This window comes from Carboxylicivirga marina (genome assembly GCF_016612505.1).
Lineage (GTDB): Bacteria > Bacteroidota > Bacteroidia > Bacteroidales > Marinilabiliaceae > Carboxylicivirga > Carboxylicivirga marina.
This window is the reverse complement of the sequence record NZ_JAENRR010000026.1, coordinates 21,051-40,608: the sequence shown is the minus strand read 5'-3', so window position 1 is coordinate 40,608 and position 19,558 is coordinate 21,051. Positions and strand designations below refer to the sequence as shown.

Below are 19,558 nucleotides of genomic sequence, written 5' to 3'. Positions count from 1 at the left end.
AATAAAGCCACGTGTTTTCTGCACGATATTTGTCTTAACAATGCAGTTAAATCTTATTTTTGCGGCATGAACAAACAAAAGGGCGACATATCTGAATTAGTGAAGGAGTATGTGCAAGGATTGGATCCTTACGCAGAGGTGGTGTTGTTATTCCCACAAGGTGTAAGTATGCATGAGGATATTCAGATTTATGTACTCACAAATGAAAAAGTCGATTTTCGTTTAGAACAACAATATCTGGATGCACGATACCAGGTGGAATTACAATCTGCTCAGTCCATCTCATTATACATCTATGCCAAAGAAGACTGGCATAAGCAGTTGAAAGATACACCTATCTACGAAAAAGTGTCAGGCGAAGGGGTTTACTTGTAGTCCTAAAGTAGGGCGATTTTACCACTTTACCACAATCGGCTCATTCACCCAGTCGTGAGTAAATACCTTTTGGCGCATGGCATTTAATTGTTCTTTGCTAAACTGGCTATAAAAGCGCACGGGGTAACCATCAGGAGTTGTAACAATGCAGGCCAAATCTATTCGATAATGTTTTAGGGTGTATTCACGTAAATACTTTAAAGGATAAGCCACTTTCTTGCCCAGGTCCAGACCACTGTCATAATCTAGTTTTTTGAAATTGATGGTTTCCTCCTTGTAGGCGCAACAGCTTAAAACCGGTACCAAACGTTGAGCCATGGTATTACACGTTTCATCGTCGTATATCTCGTTATCGTTCTTGTTTCTTTTTTTATTATCAATGGCCTTTAGGCATTCTAAAGTAGCTGCATAATTAATGTTACTGGCATCAAAGGTGTGTGTGATGCTCTCCAGCATTTTTACAGCAATATGATAAGGCCAGTTTTTATTATCGAGCACATGCACAGGCCAGTGTGCTACACGTTTAAAATGATGGTGTTTATGTCTGGTGTCTACATGGTAATCAACGGCCCAGGTAATTTCTTCCTCGGTTAAAGCGTGAATGTCACTTCTGAAATTGTATGGATTTTTAAAAGAGTAGGTGTTAAGTCCAACTCTTCTCCACTGGAGCATTGTCATTGATTATTGTTTTAAATGCAAGTTTAAATGTTTTTGATGAGATGCCCATGTCAAATAGGGCAATTATGGTGATTTCTGATCAAACTTTTTTTACTACATTCATGTGCTAATCAAATTCCAAATCACATGAAAAATGTTCCTAACAGAGACGAGGCTCTTCGCCTGTTCAAAGAATATAACAAAACAGATAGTCTTTATCGTCATGGCCTGGCGGTAGAAAGTGTAATGCGACATTTTGCTGTAAGGTTTGAAGAAGACGAAGAAAAATGGGGAATTATTGGTCTGGTTCATGACTTAGATTATGAAATGTATCCGGACGAACACTGTGATAAGACAGAAGCGATATTGAAAGAAGCGAACTGGCCGGCGGAATACATTCGAGCAGTTATGAGTCATGGTTGGGAGATATGTACCACGGTTGAGCCTGTTGAAACGATGGAAAAAGTGTTATATGCCTGCGATGAACTAACAGGCTTGGTTACAACGGCTGTTCTGGTTCGCCCCGATAAAAGTATCCATAACCTTAGTGTTAAATCGGTTAAGAAACGTTGGAAAGACAAGCGTTTTGCAGCAAAAGTGGATAGAGGTATTATAACCAAAAGCAGAAATGCTTAATATGCCCATAGAAGAGTTAATTGAAGAAACTATAAAGGGGATGCAGAATGTAGCCGTTGAATTAGGATTGGATGGGATTAAAGAATAGTTTGTTTTTCTAGATTCGATGTCAGAGAAAAAATATCGCAATAAGAATAGTTTCGTTGGTGACCGCATTGTGATCAAAATCTTAGCTATTCTTCTAAAACCAATCATAGCTATCTACAATTATTTTTATCCCGAATATGTTTTCAAATATTTTGTACTAAACAAGAAGGATAATTGTCACTGTGGAAGTTGTGAGCAGTACTATACATGCTGCTTTGATACAGACTGGCATGCTAAATTAAAATGCTACAAAGTTGTACGGACTAATAAAATGACCGGAAAAGTTAAAATACTATATGACTTTACTGAACTTAATGATGAAGTGTTGCCAACTTTTTGTAAAGGTGATATTAACCCTCTAAATAAGAGAGGTAACTATCGAGAAACAAATATTGGAGAGGGTGATCTTGCAGGGGATTAACTGCTAAGCTAATTCTTGATATTGGAATGCATCAGATATAAATCCAAATCAATTCTACCAATTGGTTCATCAATCGTTCCCCTTGTGAGGTAGTGCTTAGCTAGAATTTCATACTCTTTAATGTTGTTGATATCTATCCTAGTAGAATCGGTAAAACGGAAACCACCACCATTTTGCCATGAAACTGTGGGGTGTAAGCTTTCAATCAATTCTCCTGTCAAAATGTGAGTATTAAAGAATATAGTTGTGTCTCCAGTTGCGAGTAGTGGTTTAATTCTATAAGTGGCTTTCTTATCGAATACTTTCGGTTTGATGTAAATTGTGAAATCTAAAACCATTAAGCCATCGTTCATTTTAGGTTCAGTACATACAATTCTATAGTTATCATTTCTCTCAAGTTTGTGATATAGACATGAACAGCCACTAAAATTTGAAAACATGGTGATAATGCCCAATCCAATTATTGTTCTTGCGATAGAGTATTTCATCATGTTAGTTTTATTGGATGATCAATAAAAAACTTTTTGAAATCAGGCTAATATTCATATAACACTTTTTCATCATAGCCTTTGATGTTTAAGATAACTTTGTTGCCTCCCACTTGTAACTCGCTAATGTCGTAGGCTATTTCCTTGCTAAAATACGCATCACAAAGTTCCATGTTTTTTAATGAAAGTCTGATGTTTCGTTGTGGCGGGTAAGATTCTAAAATGACATCAGCATCAAGCAGTTTTAACTCCCAGGTACTGCCATCACAGCCGCTCGAACCAAAATCAATTATCAGACAGTTGCCCTCAATCCTAACGGCGTTAATATTTAAATGATCATCAGGTGCATTCAAATAGGTTTCGGAACTAACGATGATCTTCTCTTCACATGTTTTGTTGATTGTGTCATCGTCGCTATCGCATGATAATCCTATGCTAATAATAATTAGGACAATTATTGAGTTGAGTACTTTCATAACAACTTAGACATAGTATTGTGAAAAAGGTTGCTTTTTTTGCTAGAAAAAGCACGGGTTATTTATCCCGTGCTCGTTTATTATTTAGATTTCGTGCCTTACATTTTAAATTGTTTATCATTTAATAGGCGATCTATATTATGTGTTAATTCTTTTTTGAAATATTCCTCTTTTTTGATATTCTTCATGACAGCTTCATGCGTATCATTCTTCGCCCTATTGGCTTGTTCTGCTTTCGTTTTACTTTCTTCAGATAATGGATTTGTGTACTTGTTCATAATGATGTGGTTTAAATGGTTAATGATGATATATGTTTATTTAACTCACGCAATCCTGAGTTAACATGTTATACTTTCACTAAAAATCAAGAAACAAGGTGACCTTATTTAGCCAGAGCTAAACCAAAGATAAAAAAAATATGGTATGACCCTACAAAAGATATATATTTCTGTTATTCATGATTTTAGTTTTGTAGTGCTATGCTGGTTGGCTTTCTTACCTGGTAACTGTAATAAAAATATAGCTTAAACTGTATTCTAACTTCCTTGTGCATATATAGTGCATCATTGAGTAATTAATAAGCTTGCAGGGAGGTATCATCTATTAAAATGTATCATTATTATCAGTAAATGCTTTTTCTCAGAGTGTTATCAGTTGACGTAAGTTTTACCAACATACTATTAAGCTGGAATAATTCTATATAGAAGTGTACTAGCAGTGAAGGTGTAGTTATTTTATTTAGTTTAGTGAAAAAGGAAAAGCATTCATAATTTGTCATTGAATCTATTGTTAGACAACCAGAACATATTTGATATGAAGTATATCTTATTGATCTTAGTAGCAATCAATCTAAGCTCTTGTTCGAAGGACGATGTGACAGGAAGCCTCTTAGGTGATAGTAGTCGTTTGGTTTCAGGCATCGTTGTAACGAATGGCTATGGTCAGAACCTGTATCAGTATGGTAACCCCAATGACAAATCTTTTATTAATGAATTGGGTATGCGTGCAGTATGTTTTCCCAATCCGGCATCAGATTTTATACGTATCGAATGCCCTGAGACAATTACTGGCATGTGGATGATAGAAGGTCAGCCATCCAAAAAGTTTTCAGGATATGATTTTCACACTTTTTTTAAGGATAACTCAATTGATACTACCGGGATTAGCCGTCAAAATATATTAGATAATAAGGATATAGGAACAGCCATTGATGTATCCGGGTATAGTGGCTATTACAAAATGATTCTTGAAATAAATGATTCAGAATTAGCATGGTTCTCTCTATACATCAGTCAGGAGAATGATGCCCTGGAGAAACTGGATGCATATTGGTAATTAAGCATTGGCATGAAATACATCTTATTCATACTTTTTACATTTATTCTCAAATCCCTTATAGCGCAGCATAGCGATACACTTTATTACGACAAAAAGAACCGACTGACAGATAAAGCGCATTGCGAGTTTTACCGAAAGATTGAGCGTAATGGTGAACACGTTAGTTTGATGGAATATAGGAAAGATGGAACATTAAGTATGACTGGGAATCTTGTTGCAAGCAATAACGAGGTGTTTAATGTGCTGGATTATGCCGAAATCGAAGGAAAAGAAGTGGGCTTGTTTACCGATTGGGATAAAGATGGCAATATTATTAGTTATCGTCTTTATAATGCCTACCAATACCCGGAATTGCTAAAACAAATATGTACCGACTATCAACACTTCCCCGATTCTATTAGTCAGCAATTGACTTATCACAAGTATTATCGAAAAAACGAAACTGTACAGAGTGAAGGCTTTTTAGATGGTGCATGCAACTACTATGGATTATGGAAGTGGTATAATAGAAAAGGCAAGATATACACAGAAGCTAAATATCAATCTGGTGTGCTTCATGGAAAAGAAACTTATTATTGGAATGATGGTGATTATATTGTCTCTACAAACTATTATCAGGGGGTGAAACACGGCAAAAAAGAAGAGCTCATAGAAGGCAAGTTGCTTAAGTCGACCATGTTTAAAAATGGTAAAAAGCATGGTGATGAAATAAGCTATTATTATGAACAAGGCGATGTACGTAAGTTCACGCAATACTATGAAGGAGTAAGGCATGGCCATGAGATTTACTTCAAATACACCAACGAAGTCATTATTACCATTTACCAGCATGGTAAAATCGCTGAGGTCAAAACTTATGATGATGCTGAAATAGTGATGGCCAAATATGGTATTTATAATTCAATTTAACCGACTTTGTTTTTTATCACGTAATATAACTGATGTCATCGCTCGAAGCGATGACATCAGTAGCAGCTAGTTGGTTCGACAAAACAGCAAGCCTGCTTACCATTCCCTTTGTTCAGCTACGCCATATTATTCTTATAACAACATTCAATTGTTATAGAATTAAATCTGCTTGCCAACTAAAAACAGTATCAATCATAGTAAACCAAACCTGTCAGGTTTTTTCATAATACAAGCTTTGTTCGGTGTAGCGTCCCGCTACATCTCTTTATAATCATGATATAAATCATAATATTATATCAAATTGCCTATTGAACTTTAATAGGCACTACCGTAAATTGCGTATCGTTGTTTTGAATTTGCTGTCGGGAAACAGCGAGTCGTCAGACAACATGTGAGAAAATTAATTGGGATACAGTACAGATACAGCAAGGCTTATTAGGTGAGCCTTGTGGTATAAATGATCTTTGACATACTGCATCCCTTATTTCATGTTCCTTCGTATTGTTATTCGTTTATAAGTCAGGCTTAATACCTATTGCTATTGTAAGTCGGTGGTAGCGTCTTTTGTGCGTGGTTGTATAAAGAGCTTTATCATTGATTGTAGCTACTTCTAAAAACTTAAGAGCAGCTATGCAAGTGGTGAAATAGCTTTTCAATAACTAACAAATGCTCTCGTCATTGAACGAGGCCCGCAAACACAACCGAAAATGGCTCCTGCAAGTGGTCGAGGTCGTTTTAAGCTTCTGTGAGTCGCTCTCGCAAGTGAATGAGTACCACAAACGATTCTGTAAATCCCTCTCGCAAGTGTATGAGTCGATTGAACAGTTCTGCAAATCCTTCTCGCAAGTGTATGAGTTTGATTTATAAAAATGATCCCGTCTGGCAGTCGTCAGACCCTCTTATTATTAAATAATTCATTGTAACAATAAAAACTTAATATATGCATAAAATTGCCTATTCCTTGTTCTCACACAAGGCCCTATTTACTTTCGCTAAGGAAGTTTTAGCTATTATTGCAGCAGCTGGTATTGACCTGATCATGCTCACTAACTTTGTCGATAAATTATCCAATCGATTTAATGATTTCGATAGTGCACTCAAACGCGATTATGTTGACCCTTATACTATCAAGATAAACGATGCTGACCGGGAACGTGATTTACGTCTTATTGGTTTTAAAAACTATGTAGATGCCTGTGGCTATCGCAAAGACGAAAGCTGGCAAAAAGCCTCGGAGCAGATTCTTTCAGTAATTGAGCGATACGGGAGCGACATGTATCGCTATTCATTGCCCGAAGAGTCGGCCGCTCTTCAAAATTTGATGACTGATTTGAAGAAAGAGCCCTTACAATCGGCTTGTACAACCATTGATGCGGCACCATGGTTAGACGAGATGACTGAATCTCAAACTCATTTTGAAACCATGGTTCAGCAGCGCCACAGCCAGCCCGATGTCAATGATAAAACACTGGTTGAAACACGTAAGCCATTGATAAAAGCATTAAAGAACTTGCTTAAGATGGTGGAATTACAACAGGCGGTTGAAGCGACTGATGCGATTAATGCGTTGGTAAATCAGCTTAATAATCTGATTGATTCGAGCATGGCCAGTGCCCGCATATCTCGCTCGTTAAGCGATAAAGCCAACGCCGAAAACTAATAATTTGGGATAGGAGGGATGTAGTTGTCTTTTTAAAATGATTTGAAAATGTAATGATTCAATCAGGACTTTTGAGAACCAGAGTAGTTTTTTTTGTCTTGTGTCTTAAGTCTTGATACTTGTATCTAAAATCTTATAAAATGAACTTCTTAACTAAATTACTCGGAGGTGGCGCCTCAAACATTATTGATAGCCTTAGCAATACCGTTGATAAATTCACGTTGAGCAAACAAGAAAAGCAAGAATTTAAGCTGGAGCTACAGCAAAAGCTACTGGAAGCCGACCGCCTGGCATCAGAAAACTACCAGAAAGAGCTTGAGACACGTGCTGATATAATTAAGGCCGAAATGACACAGGGCGATTTATACACCAAACGTGCCCGTCCTACCATTGTATATGTAGGCTTGCTCTTTATTTTTATTGTGCATGTGCTGGTGCCTTCCATTTCCTATTTCTGCGATACATCTTTCGATCCTACAAAGACCGTTCAGTTGCCCGAAGCCTTTTGGTGGGCCTGGTCAAGCGTGGTTGGTATATATGGAGTTGGTCGTACGGCTGAAAAATACGGAACTGCAAATAAATTCACCCAGCTGATGACCGGTTCGGGTGCGCATAAAGCTAGTGCAAACTCAAACAACGCCGAAGGATGATTCAGATACAAGACCATAAATTGGTAACAGACGTTAATCAATTTACTTTCGACGCCACTGAAAATCATTCAGGACCGTTTAAGGATGGTTTGCCCGATACGATTGTGATTCATTATACAGCCGGTGCTTCCTATGGTTCTTCAGTCAATTGGCTGAAAGATAAGCGTGCTAAGGCTTCGGCTCACCTGGTGGTAGGACGTAAAGGCGAGGTAGTTCAATTGGTGCCATTCGATACCGTTGCCTAGCATGCAGGTCGCAGTCAGTGGAATGATCGTACAGGCCTTAATAAATACAGCATTGGCATTGAGATAGCTAACGCCGGTTTATTAGAGCGACGCGCCAATGGTTATTACACCAGTTTTGGTACCAAGGTGCCCGACGAGCATGTGGTTATTGCCCAACATAAACACGGTGATATTGAGCAAGCCTGGGAAGCTTATACAAGCGAACAGATTACTATGGTAGAAGCGTTATGTGTCGCTTTAATGGAAGCATACCCCATTAAAGAAATTGTTGGCCACGACGATATAGCACCACAACGCAAAAAAGATCCCGGACCAGCTTTCCCATTAGAAGCCATGCGAAGCAGGTTACTATTCAGTCGCAACGACGATGAAGTAGAGGGCGCAGGTGAAACTGAGGATATGGTACCAGGCATTATTACTGCCAGCCTGCTGAATATTCGCCGCGAACCCAACTTGCAGTCGCCAATAATTAGCGAACCGCTGCGACAAGGTACCCGCATAAGCCAACTGCAGCAACATGGGAATTGGATAAAAGTAAAAGTGGAGCTGGAAGGCTGGGTACGAAGAAATTTTGTGAAGTTGGTGGAGCGATGATTCTTATACGATTGATAACTAAATTTAATATGTAAACTATGTCAGAACTAAACTTAAAAGAATTGATTCACGAAGTACGTGAAGAATTAATTGCCTCGGAAAAACTAAGGGTGGCAAAAGGTCATGATACTTTATTTGAAGTTGATAAACTAAAAATTGAAGTCAACTTTGTTGTTGAAAAAAGCAGTGGTAAAAGTGGAGGTGTTAACCTAAAGGTAATTGATGGGAAGCTGAATAAGACTTATACCGAACAGCAAGTACACAAAATAACGTTGGATCTTAAAGTGCCCGATGAAGTCAAGTCCGTAAGTCCTGTAAATCCCGTAAGCATTAGTGAAAGCATTAAAATAGCAGGCAAAAGAGCTGGGCTTACGAGCTATGGGTCCAGTATGTAAATTTACTTCTACATTTGAAGCCATGGTTCAGCAACGCCTCTGTTCGGCGTAGCGTCTCGCTACGTCGTATCATTCATACCATACCGAATCCTGACAGGTTTTTCATAATACAATCCTGATTAGTAATCAGTGCTTTACTTGCCGGATTGTTAGGCCAGAGGCCTGGCTGATTTAAGCGTAGCGAGACGCTACGCTTAACGGTCTTGTGGTAATAATGATCGTTGAACTACATCCGGGTAAGGGATGCAACTATCGCTGTAAAATACAAAGAGCTGTTCAAATATGAACAGCTCTTTGTATTGTCATCATCTAATGACCTATCAATCTAATGACCTATCAATCTATCGGCCTATTAACCTAATAGACTATTAACCTTTTAAATCCACTTTACGTAACTGAAATCCTGACGGTGCGGTAATTGAGGATTACAAGCATAGGCACGTACACCAAAGTCAAATATACCTGGGTCTTGCAGTTCCAGATCCAGCTCGTAAAAAGCCAATGTATCCACCTTGCGCACCTGCTTAAACTTTTTAGTGACAATCGGCCCTATATTTTTGTCATCAGACGAATTACGTATAACCAACTCTACACAAATATTTTCCTCAATCAAATCTTTGAGGTCAAGGGCCACTTCCATATGGTAAGCTTCACCCGAGAGGTACTTGTGTTTAGGCGTACTTGGTGCATCTACCGATATTACTTCTATTTTATCCCATGAAGCTAATATCTTCTGTTTCCAGGCCGCCAGATCACGAGCCATTTCGTAATCTTTGAGGCGAACTTTTTTAACCCGTTTAAACATTGGTTCATAAAAGCGTTCTTTGTAATCGTCCATCATGCGCTTGGTGGTATAATCAGGTGCAATATCGGCAATACAATTCTTGATGTACTTCACCCAATCTACCGGAATGTTATTTTCATCGCGTTTATAGAATAGTGGGACAATCTCATTTTCAAATGTTGAATAAATGATTTGTGCATCCAGCTCATCCTGAAAGGCCTGGTTTTCGTAGGTGCGTTTTTCGGTTAATGCCCATCCGGCTCCTTTACGATAACCTTCGAGCCACCAGCCATCGAGCACACTAAAGTTCATGACGCCATTCATGACTGCTTTTTCGCCCGATGTACCCGAAGCTTCAAGCGGACGGGTAGGGGTGTTCATCCAAATATCAACACCTTTTACCAGTTTCTGTCCCAGCTCCATATCATAGTTTTCGAGGAAAAGAATTTTACCCACAAACTCAGGACGACGCGATACATCGACAATTAGTTTAATTAAATCCTGACCGGCTTTGTCTGCCGGATGGGCCTTACCGGCAAAGATAAACTGCACTGGTTTTTCGGGGTTATTCAATATTCTCGATAAACGATCGATATCACTAAATAGCAAATGGGCACGTTTGTAAGTGGCAAATCGACGTGCAAAACCGATGGTTAAGGTTTTCTCATCAATAGAATCGATAATGTCAACCAGGCTCTTGGGGTCTTCATAACGCCTAATCCAGTTGCGGTGGAAGCGATCTTTGGCATAATCAATCAATTGCTTTCGTAAGCAGTTTTTAGTGGCCCAAATCTTCTCATCGCTAATCTGGTGTATTTTTTCCCAGTAACTTTTGTTCGATTGGTCGTTGATAAAACCTTTTTTAAACTCACTTTCGTACAGTGTGCGCCATTCCTTGGCCGTCCAGGTAGGATAATGTACTCCATTGGTTACATAGCCAATGTGCAACTCCTCCGGGAAGTATCCCTCGTATAGGTTGTTAAACATCTCCTGCGATATTTTACCATGCAACCAGCTGACACCGTTCATGGCCACAGATGTATGCGCCGCCAGATTACTCATTGAGAATTTTTCATTATCATCTAATGGGTTGGCGCGTCCCAATGCCAGAAATTTATCCCAGCTAATGCCTAATTCTTCAGGGATATAATACAAATAATGGCGTATCATATCAGGTGAGAAGGTATCGTGACCGGCAGGCACAGGCGTATGCGTTGTAAACAAGGATGAGGTACGTACAATTTCCAGCGCCTCTTCGTAGGAGTAACCATCGTTGATGAGCTGTTTGAGGCGTTCAACATTAATCAAAGCTGCATGTCCTTCATTGCAATGGTACAGGTCGGCATCAATATTTAATTCATCCAAAGCACGTATACCTCCAATACCCAACAGGATTTCCTGCTTGATGCGGTTGTCCCAGTCGCCACCATAAAGCTGGTGAGTAATAACCCGATCCTGCTCTTCGTTCATTTCTGTTTCGGTGTCGAGCAAATAAAGCTTAATGCGGCCTACATTTACTTCCCAAATAAGGGCTTTAACGGTACGTCCTTCCAGATGGAAGTTGATGCTTCGTGGTACGCCGGCTTCGTCACGTAACAAGTTTATTGGTAAGAATGAGAATTTCTGTGCATTGAGTTCAACCAATTGCTCGCCATTGAGCGACAGGCGCTGGGTGAAATAGCCAAATTTATACATAAAGCCAACAGCCACCATATTAACATTGGAGTCACTGGCCTCTTTGAGGTAATCGCCTGCCAATATGCCCAAGCCACCTGAGTAAATCTTCAGATTATCGCTCAAGCCATATTCCATACTAAAATAGGCTATTTGTGGAGCGTTAGCTGCTGGTTTAACAGCCATGTAATCTTTAAAATCCTTATAAACGGATTGGTATTGCCTTAAGAATTCCTGATCTTTCTCCAACTCGTTTAAGCGTGTTGTACTAATGGATTTGAGCAATACAATCGGGTTCTTTTTAACTTTTATCCATAATTCGGGGTCGATGTATTTAAACAGGTCAATGGCCTGGTAATTCCAACACCACCAAAGGTTGCGTGAAAGCTCTTCAAGGCCAGATAAGTCAGTAGGTAAATTCGATTCAACAACTAACTTACGCCATTGTAATTCATTTGTTTTGGCAACATGAAATTGTTTGGTCTCGTGGGTATCTTTTCCTTTATTCATATTGTTTGTAATTGCTAGTTCATAGGCTTTGTTGTAATAGCCGATAAAGTTTTTCCAGAGCGCCTTTTGGGCAATTTTGCGAGCATTATCGCGATACGACTCAATACTTGCATCGTTGAGAGCAGCAAACCGTTGAATGAAATGAGCAATGTTGTGAACGAGCTCATCAGTATTCGAGTCGCTACGCTCGATAACTTCCACGCCGCCTTTTCCTGCTTCATCAATTTGCATTACCCACTTACCAAATCCAGCCAGACTAGTAGTAATGGTAGGTACGCCAAAGGCCACACTTTCCATAGGTGTATAGCCCCATGGTTCGTAATAGGATGGAAACAGTGAAAGGTCGAGTCCCATTAGTAAATCGTAGTACGATTTATTAAATATGCCATCATGCCCTGTTAAATAAGTTGGAGCGAATATGATCTTTACTTTTTCATTATGCCCATTGGTAAACCCTATTTCCTTCACTTTGTTAAGAATAGGATCGTGATCAACATTACCCAGGTAATGCGTGATAAAAGGCGTTACGAGTGCTTCATCAGTCTTATTGGCTTCCAGTGCTTCCAGTAGGTCTTTTCTTGGACCGCGCTGGTCACCCGGTATAAAAAAGAAGGCCACAATCTCACGTTCCTGCCCCCGATCATGGTTGATTTGCCCTAGGGCATCCAACAGTATATCAATACCTTTGTTTTTGTATTCGTAACGACCGCCGGTTCCTACAAATAATGTGTTATCGGGTAAGTGGTGTCCGAGCATCGATTCGGCTACCTTTTTAAGCAGCTGGCGCGATGATTTTTTAGTTTTATTTAATGCTTCAGGTTCCGGAACAAAATCATCCTCAAAGCCATTAGGCATTACCACATCCACCGCACGTCCGTAAAATTGTTTGCACTCTCTGGCGGTTATCTCACTCACTGTACTTAGGCAGTCGGCAGCCAAGGCTGCTTTCTTTTCCAATGAGCACTTAGCCGATACGTTGTACTGATTGGTTTTTTTCTTGGTATCGAACTGATAAAGGTTATCGTATAATGGTTCGCCATTGCTGGCCAATACACGTCCCAGCATGGTGGCATGTGTGGTAAATATGGTCGCAATCTCAGGCATATAATGTTCAATATGCAGACAGCCAGCACCCGTCATCCATTCATGAAATTGGGCCACCACTTTTTCGCGTACCGAAATGTGTTCTTTTACAAAGCTTTCGATAATCAGCCCTGCCGCATATCCAAAAATAGCTGGTTCATGGTAGTCATCAGCACCATATAGCGACTCCAGTTTATACACCTCCCACATTTTTGAATAAAAGGCATCTTTGTTTTTTAATAAGGGCTTAAAATCAATGAGAATCACCTGTGGTTCGCCAGGTATTTTCCAGCGTCCAATGCGAATAGGAATGCCCATATCGATGGCCTTTTGTTGCCATTCGGGATATAATGAGGTGTCTTCTTTAAACTCTTTGTCGCGATGCTCTTTGTAATTAAAGTCGGGACCAATGTATATAATGTTATCCTTAAATGTTTGTTTTAAGGATAGTGCTTTTGTGGAAATTACCGTATGAATTCCTCCTACTTTATTACATACTTCCCAGCTAACTTCGAATATAAAATCCGGACCTGGTTTTATCTTTTTCATACGTCAATGTTTTAGTTAATTACCAATCGTTTTACTCTTAGTTGCTGATTTAGCAATCGATGACTCACTCCTGAACGATTTGCTTTTTTAACTTGTTTATTTCTTTCTTATACTGTTCTATCAGGTCATCTTTTTTTATCAATTCATCTTGAACAGACTGACTTTCTTTTGCGTCCTTTAGTTTGTCAACCCTGATTTTAAAGTCACTTAATACGTTCATAAAGTTTATAAAGGCATCATAGGGCGAATTGTATGGATTAAAATACGAGTGTACATCACCATCAGAAAAAAACTTGGTACACATATAGTAAAAATGATCGCTACTTTGCAGGTAGTTCCAGTCTTTATTGATGTGTTTGTCATTAATAGCGAGTACATCATCGCGTAATGCATTTAGCTTGGTAAATGCTTCATCTTGCAATGAATTACCTAGCCAGGCAGATAAGTCACGTTCTTCATCAGCCCACGAAATGGTATTGGGTACATGCGCTACCGCAATGGGTTGATATTCCTTAATGGCCTCTGATGGAGTAGTGAATTTATAGTTTTTGGTATTCAGTACTGCAGCAGGTAGGTTATCGAGGAAATCAAAGATGCCGGATTCCTTCTTCTGGTGTTCACCAATGGTTTCGTAATCCATAAAGATGTTGATGATCTCTTCTTTTTCATCCATCTTATTCATCCAACTTACAAACTTTTCGGTTGTAAGTGGCCACTCATTCCAACCTTGTTCGGAAAAACGGAAAGCAATATCGTCGCTTAAGGTATAGTTACGCATCAATAATTTCAGTTTAGGGTTGATGGCGTTACAGTAAAGGTAATTGGTGCTTTTCCAGCCAAGTATATGCTTGGCACCTTCGGTGAGCATACCTTTGTAACCCATGCTGGCAACATTCTTACCAATCTCATCGGAATAAATCAGTTCCGTATTGCGAAATACCTTTGGTTTTTGACCAAAGAGCTGTTTAATACGCTTGCTGTGCGCTTTTACCTGTGCTTTAAATTCATCCTGATCTTTAAGGGCGGCCAAAGAATGAGAATAGGTTTCGGCTAAAAACTCAACACAACCGGTATCGGCCAGTTGCTTAAAGCTATCGATAACTTCTGGTGCATATTGTTCAAACTGGTCTAACACCACACCTGTGATTGAGAAAGTAACTTTGAATTGGTTATGATTGGCTTTTATCTGTTTCAGTAATATTTCATTGGCAGGCAGGTAACATTCCTTCACAATCTTTTGCATGATGGATTCATTGGTGAAATCATCGTAGTAATAATGGTCGTTACCGATATCAAAAAAACGATAGCGTCTTAATCGTAAAGGTTGGTGTACCTGAAAATATAAGCAAATTGACTTCATTTTATTTAGTTTTAGAGTTTAAAGGAATGTGTTAATCGCACTGTTGTACACCTGATGTACATGAATAGCGGCATTGGTCCACTTTAGGTTATCTACTTCTTCTTTACCTTTTTCTTTGAATATACCTGATAAAGAATCGTATTTGATAATGCCATATATGGCATCTGCCAAGGCATCAATATCCCAGTAATCAACTTTTACGGCGTGGGTGAGTATCTCTGATACGCCCGATTGTTTGGAGATTATCACCGGTACATTGGATTGCATGGCTTCCAATGGGGAGATGCCGAAAGGTTCGGAAACGGATGGCATGACGTAAACATCACTCATTTCAAACATTTTAAATACATCATCGCCTTTTAAGAAACCCGTAAAATGAAAGCGATCGGCAATGCCCAGTTGAGCGGCGCGTGCTACCATTTTTTCAAGCATATCGCCACTGCCTGCCATTACAAAACGAACATTGTCGGTTCGCTTAAGTACTTCATTGGCAGCTTCAACAAAATATTCAGGACCTTTTTGCATGGTGATACGTCCTAAAAAGGTAACCACCTTTTCTGTTACACCCTTTTTGATGGCCTTCTTTTGCTCAATAGTCACCGGTTCAACAGCGTTATATACAGTTTCAACCTTATCGGGGTTCTGACCGTATTTTTCGATCACAATATTTCTGGTCAGGTTACTAACAGCAATAATTTTATCGGCAGCATCCATTCCCTTCTTTTCAATTTCAAAAACTTTGGGATTAACACTTCCACCACTACGATCAAAGTCGGTGGCATGCACATGAACGACCAGTGGCTTACCCGATACTTCTTTGGCTGCAATACCCGCCGGGTAGCATAACCAATCGTGTGCATGAATCACATCGTGTTCATTGTCCATGCTTACTGTGGAGGCCACATAGGCATATTTGTATATTTCTTCAATCAGATTAGCACCATATTTACCACTAAACTCCAGCTTTCCTTCTTTATTGACTTTAAAGAGTTTCTTGTTGTCATATAACTCCGAGTCGCGAAAGGTGTAATACTCATCCGGATCGTTATACGGTATTAATTCTGACTCGACTTCCAGGTAAGTGTGCTTTGACTTAAAGAGGCGGATGTGCTCTTGTACCTGCTTAATGTGTGTACTATTAGCGCCAACTAACTGCATCTTACTTTGGTCTTCGTCACCATATGCTTTAGGCACAACAAACACAATGTCCAAATCATCAATTTTAGATAAACCTTTGGTTAATCCGTAGCAGGCTGTTCCTAAACCGCCTGATATATGTGGTGGAAATTCCCACCCAAACATTAATACTTTCATAGATTGCTACTTAACAGATAGATTTTCAATCATTTTACCAATCCTGATGATTTCGCCAACACTCAGTGCATAAGAGGTTGCTTCATTAGGCTTATGAGGCGGATTGCCATCGTAAATTTGAGAGATTGATCCGATTCCATGTTCGGTTACACAATCTTCAAATCCTTCAAGTAGTCGTTTGATATGCGCTACACCCGATAATTTGTGCAAATCGAGGTAGGCTTCGGCATAGTGACCAAATAACCATGGGAAAACGGAACCATTATGAAAAGCGCGATTACGATCATATTCATTACCGTTTATCACACCCAGGTAGTCCTGATTATTTGGCGATAAGGTTCTAAGGCCTCTCGGTGTGAGCAGGTCTCTTTCTATTTTGTCTAATATGGCTTTCTTTTGCTCAAGATTTAGGCAGGAGTGGGGAAGAGAAGCCGCAAACAGCATGTTGGGCCGTATGCTCCAACTTGTATAATCTTCGAGTACATAATCAGCTAAATAACCCGTGTTTTCATCCCAGAATATTTGATTGAAACTGTCCTTTATTGTTGAAGGATATTTGCTCCATTCTTTTATAAATACTTTATCCTTAGATGTTTCAGCTAATTCCAGTGCGAATGAAATGGCATTGTACCATAAAGCATTTATTTCTACCACATAGCCCATGCGTTGCTGTAGGAATGTACCATTGTTTCGAACCTTCATCCAGGTGACACCCTTTTGGCTGGTCCATAGTAAGGCATTATCGTGTAATTCAATGGCCAGATGAGAACCATCTTTATATGTTCGCAGTATTTCCTTGATAGTTTTTTTGTACTTAAGCCAGATAGTTGCTTTGTCAGCTCCACTTTGGATATACTTTTGCAATGTCCAAAAGAACCATAAAGGCACATCAACCGAAGTACGGTCTTTATTTAGGGCATACTCTGGTGAAAAGCGATTTGTAATGGTTTTAACAGTTGTATTCAGAATTTCCTGAAACGTTTTTTCATCGTTGCGTGCAAGACATAAGCCCGGGATTGACAAAAAGGTGTTTCGTTCGCTGTGGCTTAAAAAGGGAAAGCCATTAATGACACTTACCGATTTACCTTTTCGTGAGATGCATTGTTCTGCTGAATTGTTAAGGCAACTATCAAAACTATCGCGATGAATACGTTTTTTTATTTCGCTATTAAACTGGCGTGCCAATGTGTTAGGAACAAGTTCTTTAGTTCCTGCTGAAAAGATGATAGGGGCTCCTTTTTTAATTTCCATTTCAAAATAGCCTGGCACAAATAAATCTTCGTGACACGCATAGCCGCGTTTCTTCTCTTCTTTGTATTCAATGTCGTAATACCAGTCGGGCGCATGCACAAACTCTGAGGTTTTCGATGTTTGCATGTACAAATGCGGGAAACCTTCATAAAGCTTTAAGCCTATTCCATTTTTTGCTTCTGTAGCGCGTGTATTAGCATCTAGATTGGCTTTGGTAAGCGCATGAATATTACGAAATGCCACAAAGGGTTGAAAACGAATGGTTGTAGGCGAATTAGCTTCCAGTAGTGTGTATTTTACTAATATGCGTTGTTCTTTTTCGACAAGTAACAGTTCCTTCTTTAGTAGTACACCTCCTATGCGATAGGTAATGGCAGGGTTGGGATCTACTTCGTATTCTCTTATATACTTATGCCCTTTGGGACTATAAGTACCCGGATATTTATGAATACCCAGATTAAATAATGCACCGCGTTGAATAACTGTTTCATTGAGCGATGAAAGAAGCACATGCATGTCGCCACCAAATTCCTCAATTGGACAAATTAGCAACCCATGATACTTGCGGGTGTTGCAGTTAATGATGGTTGAACTAGCAAATGAACCTGCTCTATTGGTACGAATAAACTCCTTGTTTAAGGAGTATTCGGTGTTTACCAATTGAGCCTTGTCGAACTTTAAGTAACTCATACGCAAAAGGTAATAGCTTGATTAAAAAATAAATATTTTGTTGTTGCGTTGTCTTACTCCCTAGGTATTCCCGTATCAAATTTAGGTAATTTTTTTTGCCAACTATCCTTTTTTGTGACAAAAATCATATTTTTAATATTTAATAACATTAACTACTATTTGTTGGTAGAATATGGTTAAAGGTGTTAAAATAACACATTATAGTTGTTTAATATTTTAATTAGAAAGTATCCTTTCGATTATTTAATAATTGTTTTATAATTATATAATGGTAAGGTTTAGTTTTATTCTTGCATTGTTTTTATTGTTTTTCGGCAATTTGTTGCAAGCTCAAAAATATGTAGCTATCACTGTTGATGACGTACCGAAGGTTGGAAAATATCAGCAGGATGGATGTTTAAAGCTATTGGATACAATTTCATCTTTAGGTGTTCCTGTCGCTGCATTTATAAATGAAGGTTTAGTTGTTAATCACCCGTCTGGCAAAATTGGGGAAAGAGTGCTGGAAAGATGGATAAGTCATGAAAAAGTAACCGTAGGTATGCACACGTTTGCCCATTCTCGATACTCAGAGATTGGTGTTGATTCATTTGCAAATGATATTATCAAGGGAATGGCTTTAAGCAAAGCGTTATGTTCTCAACATTCTAAAGCACTAAAGTATTTTCGCTTTCCATACAATAATTTAGGGAAAGATTCAGTTCAACACTTGGCAGCTCAACTTCTGTTAGATTCGCTTCAGCTAATATCCACGCCCTTTACAATCGAGAGTTCTGATTGGATGTTTAATACTATCTATGAATATTATATAGATACGGATAGCATCCACAAACCGAGCGAAATAGGAGAGGCTTATGTACAAGCAACAATGCGTAATTTTCACTGGATGGATTCGCTGATGTTTGCTCAATATGATCGTGCTATTAAGCACATTTATCTCTGCCACGATAATTCTATTAATGTGGATTATTTGCCAGTGATTATTAAAAAGTTAAGGGAGCAAGATTATAAGTTTGTGAGCCTTGATACTGCTATGCAAGATAAAGTATATACGCAAACGAGCTATTTTTATAAGAAGTGGGGTATCTCTTGGGTATACCGATGGATGGAAGATAGCAAGCAAAGAATCGCATTAATGCGTCAGGAGCCTGATGTATTGGCTTATATGAAGTTGTATGACCGTATCTCGTCACAAAAGAAATACTAGCCTTTTGAATAACTGATAAAGTATTATTTTTACAACTTATACCTAACTAAAGAGCTTATTTTATGAAAGTGACAGATAAAGAACAGTTTGCTATTGAATTTATTGAGCAATATGCTACACGAGGTTTCGGTTCTATGACCAAAAATGATTTTGAGGTATTGGTATTTAATTGTTACGTAAGTATGGTGATTTAAGTGGTAAATCC

Annotated in this window: 18 protein-coding genes and 1 pseudogene; 11 read left to right on the top strand and 8 right to left on the bottom strand. The window is 38.9% G+C overall.

The window, feature by feature from the left end:
* Positions 1-66 precede the first annotated feature (66 nt).
* Complete coding sequence (locus JIV24_RS12025) at positions 67-375, top strand: hypothetical protein (RefSeq protein ID WP_200465290.1); 309 nt, start codon at positions 67-69, stop codon at positions 373-375.
* 18 nt (positions 376-393) lie between these two features.
* On the opposite strand, the gene JIV24_RS12020 is transcribed toward JIV24_RS12025, so the two are convergent.
* Positions 394-1,053, bottom strand: coding sequence for a hypothetical protein (locus tag JIV24_RS12020; RefSeq protein WP_200465289.1), 660 nt, complete (start codon positions 1,051-1,053; stop codon positions 394-396).
* 126 nt (positions 1,054-1,179) lie between these two features.
* On the opposite strand from JIV24_RS12020, the gene JIV24_RS12015 reads away from it, so the two are divergent.
* Both JIV24_RS12015 and JIV24_RS12010 read left to right on the top strand, forming a co-directional pair.
* Positions 1,180-1,668, top strand: a complete 489-nt coding sequence (locus tag JIV24_RS12015) for a hydrolase (protein WP_234445811.1) — start codon at positions 1,180-1,182, stop codon at positions 1,666-1,668.
* Between the two features lie 106 nt (positions 1,669-1,774).
* Positions 1,775-2,176, top strand: a complete 402-nt coding sequence (locus tag JIV24_RS12010; RefSeq protein ID WP_200465288.1) for a hypothetical protein — start codon at positions 1,775-1,777, stop codon at positions 2,174-2,176.
* An 8-nt stretch (positions 2,177-2,184) separates the two neighbouring features.
* On the opposite strand, the gene JIV24_RS12005 is transcribed toward JIV24_RS12010, so the two are convergent.
* The 3 genes from JIV24_RS12005 to JIV24_RS11995 all read right to left on the bottom strand — a co-directional run bounded on the left by JIV24_RS12005 (position 2,185) and on the right by JIV24_RS11995 (position 3,418).
* Positions 2,185-2,664 carry a hypothetical protein gene (locus tag JIV24_RS12005; protein WP_234445810.1) on the bottom strand — a complete coding sequence of 160 codons (480 nt, stop codon included), beginning with the start codon at positions 2,662-2,664 and terminating at the stop codon, positions 2,185-2,187.
* Positions 2,665-2,711: 47 nt separating this feature from the next.
* Positions 2,712-3,140 (bottom strand): hypothetical protein, encoded by a 429-nt coding sequence (locus JIV24_RS12000; protein ID WP_200465286.1) that lies wholly within the window; start codon positions 3,138-3,140, stop codon positions 2,712-2,714.
* Between the two features lie 98 nt (positions 3,141-3,238).
* Positions 3,239-3,418: a hypothetical protein gene (locus JIV24_RS11995; protein ID WP_200465285.1), complete on the bottom strand. Its 180-nt coding sequence runs from the start codon at positions 3,416-3,418 to the stop codon at positions 3,239-3,241.
* A 535-nt stretch (positions 3,419-3,953) separates the two neighbouring features.
* Between JIV24_RS11995 and JIV24_RS11990 the strand changes: the two genes are divergently transcribed.
* The 6 genes and pseudogenes from JIV24_RS11990 (at position 3,954) to JIV24_RS11965 (ending at position 8,931) form a co-directional block, all read left to right on the top strand.
* On the top strand, positions 3,954-4,475 hold the full coding sequence (locus JIV24_RS11990; RefSeq protein WP_200465284.1) for a hypothetical protein: 522 nt from the start codon (positions 3,954-3,956) through the stop codon (positions 4,473-4,475).
* A gap of 12 nt (positions 4,476-4,487) precedes the next feature.
* Complete coding sequence (locus tag JIV24_RS11985; protein ID WP_200465283.1) at positions 4,488-5,387, top strand: toxin-antitoxin system YwqK family antitoxin; 900 nt, start codon at positions 4,488-4,490, stop codon at positions 5,385-5,387.
* A gap of 940 nt (positions 5,388-6,327) precedes the next feature.
* Positions 6,328-7,047, top strand: a complete 720-nt coding sequence (locus JIV24_RS11980; RefSeq protein WP_200465282.1) for a DUF6261 family protein — start codon at positions 6,328-6,330, stop codon at positions 7,045-7,047.
* Between the two features lie 140 nt (positions 7,048-7,187).
* Positions 7,188-7,697, top strand: coding sequence for a holin family protein (locus JIV24_RS11975; protein ID WP_200465281.1), 510 nt, complete (start codon positions 7,188-7,190; stop codon positions 7,695-7,697).
* Positions 7,694-8,536: pseudogene (locus tag JIV24_RS11970) on the top strand (N-acetylmuramoyl-L-alanine amidase). Before JIV24_RS11975 ends, JIV24_RS11970 begins: the two are co-directional and overlap by 4 nt.
* 38 nt (positions 8,537-8,574) lie before the next feature.
* Positions 8,575-8,931 (top strand): trypco2 family protein, encoded by a 357-nt coding sequence (locus tag JIV24_RS11965; protein WP_200465280.1) that lies wholly within the window; start codon positions 8,575-8,577, stop codon positions 8,929-8,931.
* A gap of 376 nt (positions 8,932-9,307) precedes the next feature.
* Here JIV24_RS11965 and glgP read toward each other — a convergent pair whose 3' ends face one another.
* From glgP to JIV24_RS11945, 4 genes are all read right to left on the bottom strand, one after another.
* On the bottom strand, positions 9,308-13,531 hold the full coding sequence (gene glgP, locus JIV24_RS11960) for an alpha-glucan family phosphorylase (protein WP_200465279.1): 4,224 nt from the start codon (positions 13,529-13,531) through the stop codon (positions 9,308-9,310).
* 64 nt (positions 13,532-13,595) lie between these two features.
* On the bottom strand, positions 13,596-14,891 hold the full coding sequence (locus JIV24_RS11955; RefSeq protein ID WP_200465278.1) for a glycoside hydrolase family 57 protein: 1,296 nt from the start codon (positions 14,889-14,891) through the stop codon (positions 13,596-13,598).
* 18 nt (positions 14,892-14,909) lie between these two features.
* Positions 14,910-16,205 (bottom strand): glycosyltransferase family 4 protein, encoded by a 1,296-nt coding sequence (locus JIV24_RS11950; RefSeq protein ID WP_200465277.1) that lies wholly within the window; start codon positions 16,203-16,205, stop codon positions 14,910-14,912.
* A gap of 6 nt (positions 16,206-16,211) precedes the next feature.
* On the bottom strand, positions 16,212-18,146 hold the full coding sequence (locus JIV24_RS11945) for a glycogen debranching enzyme N-terminal domain-containing protein (protein ID WP_200465276.1): 1,935 nt from the start codon (positions 18,144-18,146) through the stop codon (positions 16,212-16,214).
* A 268-nt stretch (positions 18,147-18,414) separates the two neighbouring features.
* Between JIV24_RS11945 and JIV24_RS11940 the strand changes: the two genes are divergently transcribed.
* Positions 18,415-19,353, top strand: a complete 939-nt coding sequence (locus JIV24_RS11940) for a polysaccharide deacetylase family protein (protein WP_200465275.1) — start codon at positions 18,415-18,417, stop codon at positions 19,351-19,353.
* 62 nt (positions 19,354-19,415) lie between these two features.
* The gene (locus JIV24_RS22650; RefSeq protein ID WP_262896401.1) at positions 19,416-19,547 is read left to right on the top strand and encodes a hypothetical protein; all 132 of its coding nucleotides are present in this window, start codon (positions 19,416-19,418) and stop codon (positions 19,545-19,547) included.
* The last annotated feature ends 11 nt before the right edge of the window (positions 19,548-19,558 follow it).